We start from the raw sequence: 16,005 nt of genomic DNA on the forward strand, positions 1-16,005 counted from the left end.
GATGGTCGGCAGGCTGCAAGAGCGATCGCCGGCAAGCCGGCTCCTACGGAAATGCGGCTAGTCATGGCCCGTCTCCAGCCAGGTCAATGGCGAACTGTTGCGATGCTCAAGCTGCAATCGATCCAGCGCACTATGCCAGTCACCCAGACGTTCGCCGTCGAGGCTTTCCCCGGACGGCGGCGGTAGCAGCCAGATGCGTGTTTCGCCGGCGCAGCGTGCCAGCTCGGCGAGCAACGCCAGGCTGCCGCGGTCCGGCGAGCGCCGTGGATCGCAAGCGATGGCCAGGCGAGCGGGCGGAAAGCGGGTGAGCTGGTCGAGGAGTTGGCGGCGCTGCTCGCGGCTGTCGATGATCCCGGCGTCGGCCACCGACTTGGGCAACTGCGGTGGCCAGGGGCGCCGGTCGTCCAGCTCGATGGCCACCAGCAGCGCGCCCTGGCTGGCGTCGACGCCGGCGCCGGACTGCACTTGATAAAGCTGCGCCGGCTCTGCATCGCACACGCCCAGGCGTTCGCTGTTGGGTTGCAGGCGGTCGCGCAGCAGGCCGTAACCGGGCAGGTCGACGTCCAGTTGCAGGTGGGCCACGCCGCTACGCCAGCGCCACAGGCATACCAGCCCCAGCAGCAAGCGTGGCAGCAAGCCGTAGAGCACGACCACGCCGATCAGCCAGCCGGCCCAGGCATGCCGGGCCGACTCCAGCGGCAGCGGGCTGTCGCCACTGGCGCGTACGGTGGCGGCATCGGGAACCGGAAAACCCAGCAGGCCGGGCAGGGCGCCGAGGGCCTGGGTGAGGGCGACGAAGGTATCGCCGCCCAGCAAGGTGGTTTCCCATACGAAGCCATAACGGCGGGTAGACAGCAGTGCGAGGAGCATCAGCAGGGCGGTGGTCAGTGCCACCAGCCAGAGCCCGTGTACGGCCATGCCGACCAACCAGCGATTGAGGCGCTGGCGACGCAGTAGCAGGACCAGGGCGGGGCCGGTGTGCAGCGCGCTGGCATCGCGGGCCAGCTTCTCGCTGAGCCACAGCCAGAGGCGCCCGAGCACCGCGCCATGGCCGCCGCCAAACAGCAGGCCGATCAGCCAGCCAAGCAACATCAGCAGGTGCAGGCCGAGCAGGCTACCCAGGGCCCAGAACACGTTGACCGGCGTTTGTCCGTCGCCCAGTGCGGCTACCGCCAGGCCCGTGCCACTGGCCAGGGCCAGCAGGCCGAGCAGCAGCAACGCCAGGCGTGCGCCTTGCAGCCAATGGCGCTGCGCCTGCTGCTGGCCATCGCGCTCGGCGAGCAGCAGGGCGCGGTTTTCGATGCGGGTGGCCAGGTCACCGCCTGCCACCTGAGCACGGCGGTTGGCTTCGCTGTCCTCGAGCAGCCCGGCATGTTCTTCTCGCAGGCGTACGGCCTCGCAGAGCCATAGGCGTTGCAGCTTGGGTAAGGCCACGCGATCTCCCGGCAGTTGGAATCCATGGGGAGCATAACCGCTGTGAGGCGATTGGCAAAAACTCGCGTTTAACGGACCTGTTGCTGGCGCAGTCGCACGGCGATATCGGGCTGGTCGATGAACAGGCCGTCTATGCCGGTGGCCAGGAAGGCACGGACCTCCGCGTCGATATCGCCGCGGTCTGCGGGGCTGCTACCCCGTTGCAGCTCCGCGGGCAGAAACTGGTTCTCGGCGCGGAAGGTATAGGGGTGGACCAACAGCCCCGCAGCATGGGCATCGGCGACGAATCGCGTCGGTTCGCCCAGGCTGCCGTCCGGCTTGCGCGGGATGACGTAGCTCTTGTCCGGGCCCACGCCATTGGCGTATTCGGCGACTGCCCGCAGCCCGGCTGGCGTGGCCATCTGCGCGTAGGTCAGCGGATTGCCCTGCACGACCTGATCATGGGGCTGGCCCTTGCCGTACAGCTGCACCAGGCGCAGCGAGCTCAACTGACGCAGTGCTTTCAGGTTGCTCACCTCGAAGGACTGGACGTACACCGGCGCTGCGGCGTCGCGATAGCCATTGCGAGCGAGGGTCTCGATCAGCGGCTTGTCCATGCCCAGGCCCAGCTGTTGGAAATGCGCGGGATGCTTGGTCTCGATGTACAGGCCGATCTCACGGCCCTGGCTGACCTGCAGCGCTTTTACCAGGTCGATGACTTCCTGCAGGGTGGGGATCTCGAACTGGCCATCGAGGCGGGTATTGCCCGGGCGGATATCGGGGATCCGCTCGATGGCACGCAGGCGCTTGAGTTCGGCCGCGGTGAAGTCTTCGCTGAACCAACCGTCGAGCTCGACGCCATCGATGTTGGCCTTGCGTTTGCGGTCGGCGAACTCGGGGTGCCTGGCGACGTCGGTAGTCAGGCCCAGCTCGTTGTCGTGGCGGGCGAACAGTTGGCCGTCCTTGCTCATCACCAGATCCGGTTCGACGTAGTCAGCACCTTGCAGCACGGCGACCGCATAGGCAGCGAGGGTATGTTCGGGCAGGTAACCGCTGGCGCCGCGGTGCGCGATGATCAGCGGTTTGCCGTCGTCGGCACGCTTGGCGGCGGGCGCTGCCGGGGTTTCTGCGTGCGCCGTGAAGGGCAGGGTGAGCAGGGCGCTGAGCAGTAGCAGACGGGGCTGGCGTAGGGGCATCGGGCATCTCTCCTGGGCGGCATTGGCGGTGGTTATCCAACAGCCTGCACTGAAAAAGATGGCGTGGCGATGACAGTGCGGCAAGTCATGCAGCGCGATGCGGCCCTCTGCTATGCTCGCCGCCATGACGACTCGACTCCCCCTCTGCCTGATCGCCGCCCTTGCGGAAAACCGCGTGATCGGCCGCGACAACCAATTGCCCTGGCACCTGCCGGCGGATCTCAAGCACTTCAAGGCCAAGACCCTCGGCAAGCCGATCATCATGGGTCGCAAGACCTGGGATTCTCTCGGCCGTCCGCTACCTGGGCGGCTCAATCTGGTGGTCAGCCGCCAGTCCGGCCTCGAGCTGGAAGGTGCCGAGGTGTTCGCGACCGTCGCGGCCGCTCATCTGCGGGCCGAGGCCTGGGCTCGCGAGCAGGGCGTCGACGAAGTGATGCTGATCGGCGGCGCTCAGCTGTACGAGCAGGCGCTGACCATTGCCGACCGCCTGTACCTGACCCGCGTGGCGTTGCAGCCCGAGGGCGACGCCTGGTTCCCGGCGTTCGACGAGGCGCAGTGGCAGCGCACCGAGCAGGACGATCAGCCGGCTACCGATACCGCGCCCGCGCACAGTTACGAGACCTGGACTCGCCGGTAGTCCGCCCCCTTATATATTCTGATTCGCCACCCTGACCCGGTGGCGTTTTACCTTGTGCGCCCAGTGAGAGATACACCATGAACGACACCCCGGACGCTGGCGAGCGAGAGACGATTGCCGACTTCTTCGTCCGTCATCCACTCTGGGAAGATGCGCTGGCGCTGATCCTCGGCACCGCCATGGTCGCTCTGGGCATCACCCTCTACAGTCACGCAGGCCTGTTGACCGGCGGCACGGTGGGGCTGGCCTTTCTAATCAAGTACCTGGCTGGTTGGCCGTTCGGCGTGGTGTTCTTTCTGCTCAACGTGCCATTTTACGTACTGGCGATCTGGCGCATGGGCTGGGCATTCACTCTGCGTACGGTCTGCGCGGTCGGCCTTGTGTCGCTGCTGGCCGAGCTGACGCCGCACTGGATCACTTTCGCTGCGCTCAACGAGCTGTACGCTGCGCTGTTCGGTGGTTTCGCCATGGGTCTGGGTTTGCTGATGCTGTTCCGTCACCGTGCCAGCCTGGGCGGTGTGAACATCCTCGCGCTGTATCTGCAGGAGCGCTTCGGGTTGCGCGCCGGTGCCGTGCAGATGGGGGTGGACGCCGCCATCGTGCTGGCGTCGATCTTCGTCGTGGCCCCTGAGAAGGTCGCGCTGTCGGTTCTCGGTGCCGTGGCATTGAACATGGTGCTGGCCATCAATCACCGCGCCGGCCGTTACATGGGCGTGAGCTGACAGGCGACTCGCTGCACTCCGTCGCTCCCTGAGCATCGCCCCTGCGCCATTCCCCTCTCGTCGAGCGGGCACCTGTCGCGCAGCGCGATGCCCTTCACCCTATTTTTCCGGGTTCAGGCCCCTGCCGCTGGGTTTGCCGTGGGAAGGAGGGCGGCGGCTTCGCCATATTTGGTAATAAGATTTAAGGAGTTAATGAGAAGTGATATCGTTTGTGCGTCTGCGTATCACTCTACTCAAAACAACAGGAGACTCCTATGAATCCCCATGCCATGGCGGGCGCTGGCTGTGCTCGACGGCCGCTTCCCTGCGCCCCCAGCCTGTTGGCTGTCGCGATCACCCTGGCTGGCATCGCGATGCCGCTGATGGCCCACGCGCAACAGGCCGCACAGGGCGATAGTGGCAGTACCGTGGTCCTCGAGCCTCAGGACGGAACACTCGAACTGGAGGCCACCTCGGTCACCAGCAACCAGCTCGGTACCATCACCGAGGAATCCCAATCCTACACGCCGGGCTCCATCGCCACTGCGACCCGTCTGGTACTGACGCCGCGCGAAACGCCGCAGTCGATCAGCGTGGTCACGCGCAAGCGCATGGATGATTTCGGGCTCACCAGCATCGACGACGTAATGCGTCACACCCCGGGAGTCAGCATCGTCACCTATGACACCGAGCGTACCGAGTACTACGCTCGTGGTTTTGCCATCAACAACTTCCAGTACGACGGCATTCCAATGTCGCGCGACTCTGCTTACTCGGCAGGCAATACCTTGAGCGATATGGCGATCTATGACCGTATCGAAGTGCTCAAGGGGGCTACCGGCCTGCTGACGGGTAGCGGTGACCCGGGTGCGACCATCAACCTGATCCGCAAGAAACCAACTCACGAATTCTCAGGGCATCTTTCCGCTGGCATCGGATCGTGGGACGACTACCGCACCGAGATCGATGTCGGTGGCCCGCTGACCCCTACTGGCAACGTACGCGGTCGTGCAGTCGCAGCCTATCAGGACAAGCATTCGTTCCAGGACAACTATGAGCGCAAGACCAACGTCTATTACGGCATTCTCGAGTTCGACCTGAGCGAAGACACGCTGCTCAGCGTTGGGGCCGACTATCAGGACAACAAGCCGGAAGGATCGAGCTGGGGATCGATGCCGATCTTCGACAGCAATGGCAACTTCAACAAGGTTTCTCGTTCTTTCAACCCAGGCACCAACTGGAGTGGCTGGGAACAATACACCCGCACCGTATTCGCCACGCTGGAGCACAACTTTGCCAATGGCTGGCTGGCCAAGATGCAGCTCAACCACCAGATCAATGGCTATGACGCGACCCTGGGGTCTGCCAGTGCGGGTAATCCCAACCCGGCGGACGGTTCTGGTGCTCGTCAGTGGCAGGGCAAGTACGTCGGCGAGACGAAAGCGGATGCGGCCGATGGCTACGTGAGCGGCTCGTACCAGTTGTTCGGCCGCGAGCATGAGCTGGTCGTGGGAGGCAGCATTGCGCGCCGCAAGACGGATCGTGATGGCTATGCCTTCTTCGGCCCGGACGTCGATGACTTCTACAGCTGGAATGGCAATGTCCCCGAGCCGGATTGGGGAGCGCCGACCAACGACAAGGAGACGATTCGTGAGAACGGCCTCTACACCACCTCGCGTTTCAATCTGCAGGATGACCTGAAGCTTATCCTCGGTGCGCGCCTGGCCAATTACCGGGGGGAAGACACCAAGAAGAGCGGTGTCGTCGTGCCGTACGCAGGGCTGATCTATGACCTCACGGACACTATCTCGGCCTACACCAGCTACACCACCATCTTCAAACCGCAGAGCAGCCGCGACCGGCAGGGCAGAACCCTCGAGCCGCAAGAAGGTGACAACTACGAGATCGGCCTGAAGGGCGAGTTCTACGACGGCCGTCTGAATGCCAGCCTGGCCTACTTCGAAATCCACCAGGACAACCGTCCTCAGGCCGATGGGTTCATCAACGGCACGGCAGAGCAGGCTTTCCGCGCCGTGCAGGGGGTGAAGACCAAGGGCTACGAGGCCGAAGTCTCGGGTGAACTGACACCGGGTTGGCAGCTGCAGGCCGGGTACTCGCACAAGATCGCTCGCGTCGACGGCAGGAAGCTCTCCACGGTAGAGCCAGAAGACCAGTTCAGCGTTTACACCACCTACAACCTCAAGGGGCAACTCGAGCCATTGACCGTTGGCGGCGGTGCGCGCTGGCAGAGCAGAAGCTGGGGCTCGGTGTGGAATGCACCGCGTGCTCGCAATGAGGACTTCGGCCAGAGTGCCTACTGGCTGCTGGACGTGATGGCCAAGTATCAGGTAACCGATAACCTGTCCGCGACCCTGAACGTCAACAACCTGCTGGACAAGAAGTACCTGACCATCATGGACTTCTACAGCGTTTACTCCTGGGGCGAGCCGCGTAACGTCATGCTGACCACGCGCTACGACTTCTGAGTCACCTGCCAGATGCGAAGAGGGCCGCTTACCCTGTCTCCCTCATGACCGGAATCGGCATTCACGCTGTTCCATAGGAGCCGGCTCGCCGGCGATCAGTGGCCATTGCGCGCCTTGCGTGACGGCTGGCATCGCATCGCCCGCAAGCGGGCTCCTACGGGCATGGCGAGTGCGGGTGGTCTGGCGGTAGCCGCCAGACAGGCCGTGGATCATCACGCGGTCACGTAGGAGCCGGCTTGCCGGCGATCAGTGGCCATTGCGCGCCTGCGTGACGGCCAGCATCGCATCGCCCGCAAGCGGGCTCCTACGGATGTGGCGAGTGCGGGTGTGGCGGTAGCCGCAGGCTGGCTGTGGATCATCACGCGGTCATGTAGGAGCCGGCTTGCCGGCGATTAACGACCATGGCACGGAGTGTGGGGCGGCCCGAGCTCGCATCGCCCGCAAGCGGGCTCCTACGGATGTGGCGAGTGCGGGTGTGGCGGTAGCCGTAGGCAGGCCGTGGATCATCACGCGGTCACGTAGGAGCCGGCTTGCCGGCGATCAGTGTCCATGGCACGGAGTGTGGGATGGCCCGAGCATCGGATCGCCCGCAAGCGGGCTCCTACGGATATGGCGAGTGCGGGTGTGGCGGTAGCCGCAGGCAGGCCGTGGATCATCACGCGGTCACGTAGGAGCCGGCTTGCCGGCGATTAATGGCCATTGCGCGCCTTGCGTGACGGCCAGCATCGTATCGCCCGCAAGCGGGCTCCTACGGATGTGGAGAGTGCGGGTGTGGCGGTAGCCGCAGGCAGGCCGTGGATCATCACGCGGTCACGTAGGAGCCGGCTTGCCGGCGATCAGTGGCCATGGCACGGAGTGTGGGATGGCCCGAGCTCGCATCGCCCGCAAGCGGGCTCCTACGGACATGGTGAGTGCGGGTGGTCTGGCGGTAGCAGCAGGCCGTGGATCATCATGCAATCACGTAGGAGCCGGCTTGCCGGCGATTAGTGGCCATGGCACGCAGTGTGGGGCGGCCCGAGCTCGCATCGCCCGCAAGCGGGCTCCACGTGCCCGGTGCCTGGATCAGTGATCGCTCTGCTCGCCCTTCGCCGGGCTTTCCGGTAGGAACCAGTTGAGCAGCAGGGCGCAGATGCCGCCGGTGGCCACGCCGGACTCCAGTACGTTGCGCAGTGCTGCAGGCATGTGGGCGAGGAACTCCGGCACCTGCGACACGCCAAGGCCGAGGGCCAGGGACACGGCGATGATCAGCAGCGCGCGGCGATCCAGATCGATGCCCGCCAGGATGTTGATGCCCGAGGCCGCCACGGCGCCGAACATCACCATGGCCGCACCGCCGAGTACCGGCTCCGGTACCGCCTGGATGACCCCGGCCACTGCCGGGAACAGGCCGAGGATCACCAGCATCAGCGCGATCCACACGCCGATGTGGCGGCTGGCGATGCCGGTCAGCTGAATCACGCCGTTGTTCTGGGCGAAGATCGAGCTGGGGAAGGTATTGAACACGCCCGCCAGCAGCGAATTGACGCCGTTGACCAGCACGCCGCCCTTGATTCGCTGCATCCACAGCGGGCCTTCGACGGGCTGCTTGGACACCTTGCTGGTGGCGGTCACGTCACCGATGGCCTCCAGGGAGGTCACCAGATAGATCACCAGCATCGGGATGAACAGGCTCCAGGAGAAGCCGAGGCCGAAGTGCAGGGGCGTTGGCACCTGGAACAGCTCGGCCTGGTGCATGCCGGTGAAGTCCAGGCGGCCCAGGTAACCGGCCAGCGCATAGCCGACCAGCAGGGCAATGACGATCGCGCAGCTGCGCATCCACACCACGGGAATGCGGTTGAGCGCCACGATCACGGCCAGCACCACGCCGGACAGCAGCAGGTTCTCGCCATTGGCGAAGGTGCCGTTGGCCATGGCGCCGTAGCCGCCACCCATGCTGATCAGGCCGACCTTGATCAGCGTCAGGCCGATCATCAGCACCACGATGCCGGTGACCAGCGGGGTAATCAGTTTTTTCACGAACGGCAGGATGCGCGAGATGCCGATCTCGACGAACGAGCCTGCGATCACCACGCCGAAGATCGCCGCCATCACGGCTTCGACCGGTGTGCCCTGCTTGACCATCAGCGCGCCGCCGGCAATCAGTGGGCCGACGAAGTTGAAGCTGGTGCCTTGCACGACCAGCAGCCCGGCGCCCAGCGGGCCGAAGCGACGGCACTGCACGTAGGTGGCGATACCGGAGATCACCAGGCTCATGGAAACGATCAGGTTGGTGTCGCGGGCCGACACGCCCAGAGCCTGGCAGATCAGCAGGCCGGGGGTGACGATCGGCACGATGATCGCCAGCAGATGCTGCAGGGCGGCGAGGATCGCCACCAGCGGACGCGGGCGGTCTTCGAGGCCATAGATCAGTTCGTCACGCTTGGGGTCGACTGGTTGCATGGTGGTCGCTGCCTGGAAAAACGGCGGATTCTACTAACACGCCAGGCTAATCCCAAGTAGCAGACGACGGGCTAGATATGAATGAATCTTATTATCTGATAGCGTGCGCGGCGTTCAGACACCGAGATGCCGCCTTGTCGTCCTGGAATGCCCAACTCACCCGACTGTTTCTGGAGCACAAGCAGGCTCTGGAGGCATTCGTTGCGCGGCGAATCGGCAGCCGCCAGGTGGCCGCCGACCTGACTCAGGAGACCTTCCTGCGGCTGGCGCGCATGCCGGGCGATGCGCGTATCGATAATCTGCGCGCGTTTCTTTTCACCGTAGCCGGCAACCTGGTACTCGACCATCAGCGCCAGGCGTTGCGCCGAGGGCTGGTAGAGGGCGAGTTGCCGGCCGACGAGGCTGTCTGTCCGGCGCCAGGCATTGCCGACTGCCTGGCGGCCGAACAGGAGCAGACGCTGCTGAGCGATGCCATCGCAGCGCTGCCTGAGCAGCGGCGGCGGATTTTCCTACTTTACCATGTCGAGGGCATGGCTTACCGCGAGATCGCCACGTGCGAGGCGACCACGGTGCGCAGCGTGGAATATCATCTGCGCCAAGCGTTGATCGATTGCCGGTCTTTCATCAAGAAGCGCTTGCAGCCGAAACCGCCATCAGGAACTTCCCCGCCATGACCGACGACGAATTATTTGCCCAGGCCAGTGCCTGGCATTTTCGTTTGCAGGCCGAGGACGTCAGTGCGCATGAGCGTCAGGCATTCACTGACTGGCTGGCGCAAAGCGACAGGCATGGCCAGGCGTGGGACGAGGCGCAGGTGCTCCTTGCGGCCTTGCAGCCTGCCGCGCGCCAGGCGCATCGGTCGCTTGCGAAAACGCCCCGCACCGCCTGGCCGTGGGCCACCGCCGCGGCGCTGTTGCTGGCCTTGGGTCTTGCCTGGCAGACGCCATGGGCGGATCGCCTGCGTGCCGATCACTACACGGTCGTCGGGGAAAGCCAGTCCATCGATCTGGCCGACGGCTCGCGCATCGAGCTCAATACCGATGCAGCGTTAAACGTCGAATTCGCCCACGGTGAGCGGCGCATTCGCCTGCTGCGCGGCGAGGCCTGGTTTGACGTCAGGCACGATGCCAGCCGGCCGTTCGTGGTGGAAAGCGACGGCGTGCAGGTGCGCGTGCTCGGCACCCAATTCGGCGTGGCCCGGCAGGATGGTCATACCCGGGTGCAATTGGTGCAAGGGCGGGTCGAGGCCAGTGTAGCGGGCGACGCCAAGGTCGTGTTGGCACCGGGGCAGGCGGTGGATGCGACGCGTCGCCAGCTCGCTGCGGTGAAAACCTTCGACGTCGACCAGGCGTTTGCCTGGCGGCAGCGGCAACTGGTGTTTCGCCAACAACCGCTCGGTGAGGTGATCCGCGAGCTTAATCGTTACTGGCCAGGGCGCATTCTGGTCTTCGATCAGGCGCTCGAACGGCGCGCGGTGTCCGGGGTGTTCGAGATCGACAAGCCCGAAGCGGTGCTGCGCGCGCTGCAACTCACCCTTGGTTTGCAAGCCCGGCAGTACACCCCGTACGTGACTGTGCTGCAGCCTGGCATGGCGGCCACGCCAAACTGATCGAAAGTTTTTTCAGGGATTTCTCCGCGGTTGTCGTCCTTGATCTTGAGGCGCGAATTACAAGCACTCGCAAGTAGTGCCGCCGATCTGGATTTCGATCACCGGGGAGTTTTTCATGCACCACGTTACTGCCGCTCGCCATTGCGGCCTGCCAACTCTATTGTCTCTCGCTATCGCATTGGCCGTTGCGCCGCCTGCCGCGCTCGCCGCAGAGGCCACCGCGACCCAGCAGCAGGTGCTGCGCTTCGACATTGCGGCGCAGTCGCTGGATGCCGCGTTGGCCGCTTTTTCGGCGGTAACCCGCACCCAAGTGCTGGTGCCCGCCGAACTGACCCGTAACCAGCGTTCGCTCGGTGTTTCGGGCAGCTATGCACAGACCGAAGCGTTGTCTCGCTTGCTGGCCGGTACTGGCCTCGCGGCCCGGTTCGTCGATGGCGATACCGTGACCCTGGAACGCCCCGCAGGTGATCAGAACGACGCCGTGCAACTGGGCGCCACCACTGTGAGCGGACAGAGCCTGGGCATTACCACTGAAGGTTCGGGCTCCTACACCACCGGACAGACCGCTGCTGCCACCCGCCTGCCGCTCACGCTGCGGGAAACGCCGCAATCGGTGAGCGTAATCACCCGCCAGCAGATGGACGACCAGGGCCTGCAAAACATCTCCGACGTGCTGCAGCAAACGCCGGGCATCAAGGTCAATCAGGAAAACTCCGAGGGTTATACCTTCTATGCTCGCGGTTTCGAGGTGCAGAACTTTCAGGTCGATGGCATCTCCAGCCTGTCCAGCGACGGCGGCACTCTGCGTGACAACTACAGCATCGGCAACTCGCTGATCTACGACCGTGTGGAGGTGCTCAAAGGCGCTACGGGCCTCGTCAACGGTGCCGGCTATCCGTCCGCGGTGATCAATATGGTGCGCAAGCGGCCCACCTCCGAGTTCAAGGGCCATGCGGCAATCGGCGCGGGCTCCTGGGACAAATACCGCAGTGAGGTGGATATTTCCGGGCCGCTGACCGAGGGCGGAGCAGTGCGCGGCCGCATGGTTGCCGGAACCGAAGAGCACCAGAGCTACATCGACCACCTCAAGGGCGAGCAGAACGTCTTCTACGGCATTCTCGAAGCCGACCTGAGCGATGACACCACCGTTGCGGTGGGCTATGACCTGCAAAAGAACTACAACGATGGCAGCACCACCGGATCTCTGCCTGCCTTCTTTGCGGACGGTCGCGAAGCGCGCTTCTCCCGTTCGAGCAACGCAGCGGACAAGTGGGCTTATCGCAATCAGGATACCCAGCGGGCATTTGCCGAGGTGGAGCAGACGCTGGCCAATGACTGGTCGATCAAGGCAGTGGTCAGTACGCGGCAGTACAAGTCCCGTGAGTTGATCTCCGGCATCAATAGCCAGGCAATCAACACCGATAACAGCGCTGTGCATGGGTTTCTCTGGGGAGAGTCCTCCAAGTTCAATGTCGACAGCAGCGAGAAGAGTTTCGATGCCCAGGCCAAAGGCCCTTATCAGTTGTTCGGCCGCAGCCACGATCTGGTGTTGGGCTACGGCTACAACCGTACCGATACCGTGACCAGGCGTTATGACGGCCTGACGGACGAGCTTATCGATGACGTCTTCAATTGGGATAACAACGCCACCAAGCCTGCCCGATTCGATTGGTGGAACCGCTTCAACATCGATGCGCGGCAGAAGATCGCCTACATGGCGACGGTGCTGAAACCGACCGATCGCCTGTCGCTGGTTCTGGGTGCGCGCGTGACCGACTACCAATGGCAGATTGAAACGCTCAACGCCTTGGGCAGCCGTGGAAAATTCCAGAGCACCGTCTCCGGCGAAGTGACTCCCTATGTTGGGGCGACCTTTGTACTGGATGACCACCATTCGGTTTACGCCAGCTACACCGACATCTTCAAGCCGCAGGCGTACAGCCGCGGGATCGATGGCAAGCCGATCGATCCGCTAACCGGCGAGAGCTATGAAGTGGGTATCAAGGGTGAGTACTTTGACAGCCGTCTGAATGCCAGCCTGGCCCTGTTCGAGCTGCATCAGGACAACGTCGCTGACGAGCGCTCGGATGGTAATGGCGATAGCTACAACGTACCGATCCAGGGTGTTAAGACCCGTGGCGTCGAGCTGGAAATGTCTGGCGAACCTGTCGAGCGGCTGCAGGTGCAGGCCGGTTACGTCTACCAGGAATCTCACGATGCGGACGGCAAGCGCGAAAGCACCGATCAACCGCAGCACATGCTCAAACTGGCGGGTAACTATCGCTTGCCGGGCGACTGGCAGCGCCTGACGGTCGGCGGCAACCTGCAATGGCAGAGCTCCACCTACTTCGTGCCGGGCGATTGGTACTCGGTGGTGGGCGACCCCAAGTTCGAGCAAAAGGCCTACACCCTGGTCGGCCTGGTGGCTGGGTATGATTTCAGCACTCAGTTGAAGGGCACTCTGAACATCAACAACCTGTTCGACAAGCACTACTACAGCGGCCTGGGTAACTATGACACGGTCTATTGGGGCGCGCCGCGCAATCTGATGGCAACGGTGAAATACAGCTTCTGATACCCGCCGGACCAGGCAAAAGGGCAGCCGAAAGGTTGCCCTTTTGCGTTTCTGAGGGGGGCCGTTGTCAGGCAGCAAGGCACCTGAAGCGCTGGCGTTGCGGGAAAACGCGCATTCACATCGACCCACTTCAGTACCGCCGCCGCTCTGGCTCGCGGCTGTTACCGACAGCTCTAAGCTAAGTGTTAAATGTTATTGGTTTTCTATTTCTTATAACCATAAATTTCACTCCATCAGCGCCGTGGTGGCGCTTCGGCAGCTGGGATCAACCGCAGCGGTGCCACTTGCGAGGAGTCGAACGTGAAACAGACCATCAAAGCCCTGCTGCTCGCTGTCGCTGCGGCAACCGCTGTTCAGGCCCATGCCGCCGACATCGTGATCGGTTACCAGACCGGTGTGGATCCGTCCAAGGTCGCCCAGGCTGACGGTGCATACGAAAAAGCCATCGGCGAGAAGCTCGACTGGCGTCGTTTCAACTCCGGTGCCGACGTGGTGACGGCACTGGCTTCCGGTGACGTACAGATCGGCAACCTCGGTTCCAGCCCACTGGCCGCCGCCACGTCGCGCAAATTGCCGCTGGTGACCTTCCTGGTCGCTGCCGAAATCAATGCTGCCGAGGCGCTGGTCGTACGCAACGGCAGCGGCATCGACAGCCCCGAGCAACTGGTCGGCAAGACCATCGCCACGCCGTTCGTGTCCACCTCCCACTACAGCCTGCTCGGCGCCCTGAAGCACTGGAAGATCGACCCCACCCAGGTGAAGATCGTCAACCTCAACCCGGCCGAGATCAATGCGGCGTGGAAGCGCGGTGACATCGACGGTGCCTTCGTCTGGTCGCCGGCACTGGGTGAAATCAAACGCAGCGGCAAGGTGCTGACCGATGCGGCCGAGGTCGGCAAATGGGGCGCGCCGACGTTCGAGGTCTGGGTGGCCCGCAAGGATTTCGCCGAGAAGCACCCTGAAGTGCTGGCCAAGTTCGCTGGCGTGACCCTCGATGCCTTCGCCGACTACCAGGCCAACGTCGCCACATGGACGGCTGACTCCGAACAGGCCGGCAAGATCGCCAAGCTGATCGGTGCCAACGCTGCTGACATCCCGGAATTGCTCGCCGGCTCCGCCTATCCGAATGCGCAGCAGCAAGTCAGTGCCGACCTGCTGGGTGGCGGTACTGCCAAGGCGATTGCCCGCACCGCCGAGTTCCTCAAGGAACAGAAGCGTATTCCCGCCGTACTGCCCGACTACTCGCCCTACGTCAGTGCCGAGTACGTCCGCCAGGCGCAGTGAACCCCCAGAGTTACGTTCATGCCACGTTTCGCCCCTCTCCGGAGGGGCTTTTTTACTTTGAGGAGTCGACCATGAGCCGACTGAGCGCCGAGCGGGTCAGCTTGAGTTTCAAGCGTCGCGGTCATTCGCGGGTCATCTTGGATAATTTCGATCTGCAGATCGAAAAGGGCGAGTCCGTGGTCGTGCTCGGCCCGTCGGGCTGCGGCAAGTCCAGCCTGCTCAACGTGCTGGCCGGCTTTCAGCCACCTGGCAGCGGCCGTGTGCATATCGATGGCCGCACCCTCGAAGGCCCGGGCGGCGATCGCGGCGTGGTGTTTCAGGATGACGCGCTGATGCCATGGCTCGATGCCCTCGACAACGTTGCCCTGGGGCTGCGCCTGCGCGGCCTGAGCAAGCAGCAACGCCATGCCCGGGCGCGTGAGGTGCTCGAACTGGTTGGCCTGGCCAGTCATGCTCATCATCAGATTTCCGAACTGTCGGGCGGTCAGCGTCAGCGCCTTGGGCTGGCGAGGGCGCTGGCGGTCGATCCGGACTTTCTGCTGCTCGACGAACCCTTCGGTGCCCTCGATGCCCTGACCCGCGAGCGCATGCAGTTGCTGCTGCTCGACGTCTGGAAGCGCACCGGCAAGGGCCTGTTCCTGATCACCCACAGTGTCGACGAGGCACTGTTTCTCGCCACCGACCTGATCGTGCTGGACGGCCCGCCTGCCCGTGCGGTGATTCACCGGCAACTGCCGTTCGCTCGCCGTTACATCGGCGGTGAACCGGTGCGCTCGATCAAGAGCGATCCGGCCTTCGCCGAGCTGCGTCAGGAGCTGCTCGATCTCTTCCTTCAGGAGTCCGCCGACCATGCCTTCTGATGCACTGAAAAACACCGTAAGCGACCGCAGCCGCCGTTTCGTGATCCGCTTCGACCGTCGCCGGGCGGCAGCCTTCGGTACCTTGGCGGCGTTGGCGAGCCTGTGGTGGCTGGCAACGCACCTCGGCTGGGTCGACACCATCTTCCTGCCTGCCCCCGAACAACTGCTGGTGGCCCTCAACGGGCTGCTGCAGGACGGTTATCTGGATGCCACGCTATGGCAGCACCTGAGTACCAGCCTGTGGCGCGTGCTGGTGGCGCTGTTGGCTGCGGTCGTCACGGCCATCCCGCTGGGAATCGCCATGGGCTTGAACCCCACGCTCAACGCCGCGCTCGACCCGCTGGTGGAGTTCTATCGGCCGATCCCGCCGCTGGCCTATCTGCCGTTGATGGTGATCTGGTTCGGCATCGGCGAGCTGTCCAAGGTGCTGCTCATCTACATGGCGCTGTTCGCGCCGCTGCTGATCGCCACCGTGGGCGGCGTGCGCAGGGTCGACAAGGCACGTATCCAGGCGGTGCGCTGCCTGGGTGCCAGCCGCTTGCAGGTGGTGCGTCACGTGATTCTGCCCAGCGCGCTGCCGGACATCCTCACCGGCCTGCGTATCGCCCTGGGTGTCGGTTGGTCGACGCTGGTCGCTGCGGAGCTGATCGCCGCCAACCAGGGGCTCGGTTTCATGGTGCAGTCTGCCGCGCAGTTCCTTGCCACCGACGTGGTGGTGGTCGGCATCCTGTTGATCGCCAGCATCGCCTTGACCATCGAACTCGGTTTGCGCGCGCTGCAAAAGCGCTTCGCTTCCTGGAACTGA

The 16,005-nt window shown here is 63.7% G+C and carries 12 protein-coding genes; 9 read left to right on the forward strand and 3 right to left on the reverse strand.

Features of this window, described 5'->3' with window-relative positions:
• Window positions 1–57: 57 nt before the first annotated feature.
• Both FHR27_RS22330 and FHR27_RS22335 read right to left on the reverse strand, forming a co-directional pair.
• Window positions 58–1,434 carry a DUF2868 domain-containing protein gene (locus FHR27_RS22330; protein ID WP_179539589.1) on the reverse strand — a complete coding sequence of 459 codons (1,377 nt, stop codon included), beginning with the start codon at window positions 1,432–1,434 and terminating at the stop codon, window positions 58–60.
• A 68-nt stretch (window positions 1,435–1,502) separates the two neighbouring features.
• Window positions 1,503–2,609, reverse strand: coding sequence for a glycerophosphodiester phosphodiesterase (locus tag FHR27_RS22335; protein WP_179539590.1), 1,107 nt, complete (start codon window positions 2,607–2,609; stop codon window positions 1,503–1,505).
• Window positions 2,610–2,721: 112 nt separating this feature from the next.
• Here FHR27_RS22335 and FHR27_RS22340 point away from each other — a divergent pair, with 112 nt between their 5' ends.
• The 3 genes from FHR27_RS22340 (at window position 2,722) to FHR27_RS22350 (ending at window position 6,433) form a co-directional block, all read left to right on the forward strand.
• A complete protein-coding gene (locus FHR27_RS22340; RefSeq protein WP_042553549.1) occupies window positions 2,722–3,246 on the forward strand; it encodes a dihydrofolate reductase in 525 nt (174 codons plus the stop codon).
• A 77-nt stretch (window positions 3,247–3,323) separates the two neighbouring features.
• A complete protein-coding gene (locus tag FHR27_RS22345; RefSeq protein WP_179539591.1) occupies window positions 3,324–3,968 on the forward strand; it encodes a YitT family protein in 645 nt (214 codons plus the stop codon).
• Window positions 3,969–4,321: 353 nt separating this feature from the next.
• The gene (locus tag FHR27_RS22350) at window positions 4,322–6,433 is read left to right on the forward strand and encodes a TonB-dependent siderophore receptor (protein WP_373565165.1); all 2,112 of its coding nucleotides are present in this window, start codon (window positions 4,322–4,324) and stop codon (window positions 6,431–6,433) included.
• Between the two features lie 1,062 nt (window positions 6,434–7,495).
• On the opposite strand, the gene FHR27_RS22355 is transcribed toward FHR27_RS22350, so the two are convergent.
• A complete protein-coding gene (locus FHR27_RS22355) occupies window positions 7,496–8,872 on the reverse strand; it encodes a uracil-xanthine permease family protein (protein WP_179539592.1) in 1,377 nt (458 codons plus the stop codon).
• Window positions 8,873–9,006: 134 nt separating this feature from the next.
• On the opposite strand from FHR27_RS22355, the gene FHR27_RS22360 reads away from it, so the two are divergent.
• From FHR27_RS22360 to tauC, 6 genes are all read left to right on the forward strand, one after another.
• A complete protein-coding gene (locus FHR27_RS22360; protein ID WP_179539593.1) occupies window positions 9,007–9,546 on the forward strand; it encodes an RNA polymerase sigma factor in 540 nt (179 codons plus the stop codon).
• Window positions 9,543–10,481 carry a FecR family protein gene (locus FHR27_RS22365; RefSeq protein ID WP_179539594.1) on the forward strand — a complete coding sequence of 313 codons (939 nt, stop codon included), beginning with the start codon at window positions 9,543–9,545 and terminating at the stop codon, window positions 10,479–10,481. The genes FHR27_RS22360 and FHR27_RS22365 overlap by 4 nt, the downstream gene beginning before the upstream one ends.
• A gap of 115 nt (window positions 10,482–10,596) precedes the next feature.
• On the forward strand, window positions 10,597–13,056 hold the full coding sequence (locus tag FHR27_RS22370) for a TonB-dependent siderophore receptor (RefSeq protein ID WP_179539595.1): 2,460 nt from the start codon (window positions 10,597–10,599) through the stop codon (window positions 13,054–13,056).
• A 300-nt stretch (window positions 13,057–13,356) separates the two neighbouring features.
• The gene (gene tauA / locus FHR27_RS22375) at window positions 13,357–14,340 is read left to right on the forward strand and encodes a taurine ABC transporter substrate-binding protein (RefSeq protein ID WP_042553542.1); all 984 of its coding nucleotides are present in this window, start codon (window positions 13,357–13,359) and stop codon (window positions 14,338–14,340) included.
• A gap of 71 nt (window positions 14,341–14,411) precedes the next feature.
• Window positions 14,412–15,200, forward strand: coding sequence for a taurine ABC transporter ATP-binding protein (locus FHR27_RS22380; protein ID WP_179539596.1), 789 nt, complete (start codon window positions 14,412–14,414; stop codon window positions 15,198–15,200).
• A complete protein-coding gene (gene tauC, locus FHR27_RS22385) occupies window positions 15,190–16,005 on the forward strand; it encodes a taurine ABC transporter permease TauC (protein WP_179539597.1) in 816 nt (271 codons plus the stop codon). The genes FHR27_RS22380 and tauC overlap by 11 nt, the downstream gene beginning before the upstream one ends.

Source organism: Pseudomonas flavescens (assembly GCF_013408425.1).
Taxonomy (GTDB): Bacteria; Pseudomonadota; Gammaproteobacteria; order Pseudomonadales; family Pseudomonadaceae; genus Aquipseudomonas; species Aquipseudomonas fulva_A.

Coding starts and splice junctions, on each gene's coding strand:
- FHR27_RS22335 (WP_179539590.1), bottom strand. CDS start 2,609: ATGCCCCTACGCCAGCCCCGTCTGCTACTGCTCAGCGCCCTGCTCACC.
- FHR27_RS22340 (WP_042553549.1), top strand. CDS start 2,722: ATGCTCGCCGCCATGACGACTCGACTCCCCCTCTGCCTGATCGCCGCC.
- FHR27_RS22345 (WP_179539591.1), top strand. CDS start 3,324: ATGAACGACACCCCGGACGCTGGCGAGCGAGAGACGATTGCCGACTTC.
- FHR27_RS22350 (WP_373565165.1), top strand. CDS start 4,322: ATGCCGCTGATGGCCCACGCGCAACAGGCCGCACAGGGCGATAGTGGC.
- FHR27_RS22355 (WP_179539592.1), bottom strand. CDS start 8,872: ATGCAACCAGTCGACCCCAAGCGTGACGAACTGATCTATGGCCTCGAA.
- FHR27_RS22365 (WP_179539594.1), top strand. CDS start 9,543: ATGACCGACGACGAATTATTTGCCCAGGCCAGTGCCTGGCATTTTCGT.
- FHR27_RS22370 (WP_179539595.1), top strand. CDS start 10,597: ATGCACCACGTTACTGCCGCTCGCCATTGCGGCCTGCCAACTCTATTG.
- FHR27_RS22380 (WP_179539596.1), top strand. CDS start 14,412: ATGAGCCGACTGAGCGCCGAGCGGGTCAGCTTGAGTTTCAAGCGTCGC.
- tauC (WP_179539597.1), top strand. CDS start 15,190: ATGCCTTCTGATGCACTGAAAAACACCGTAAGCGACCGCAGCCGCCGT.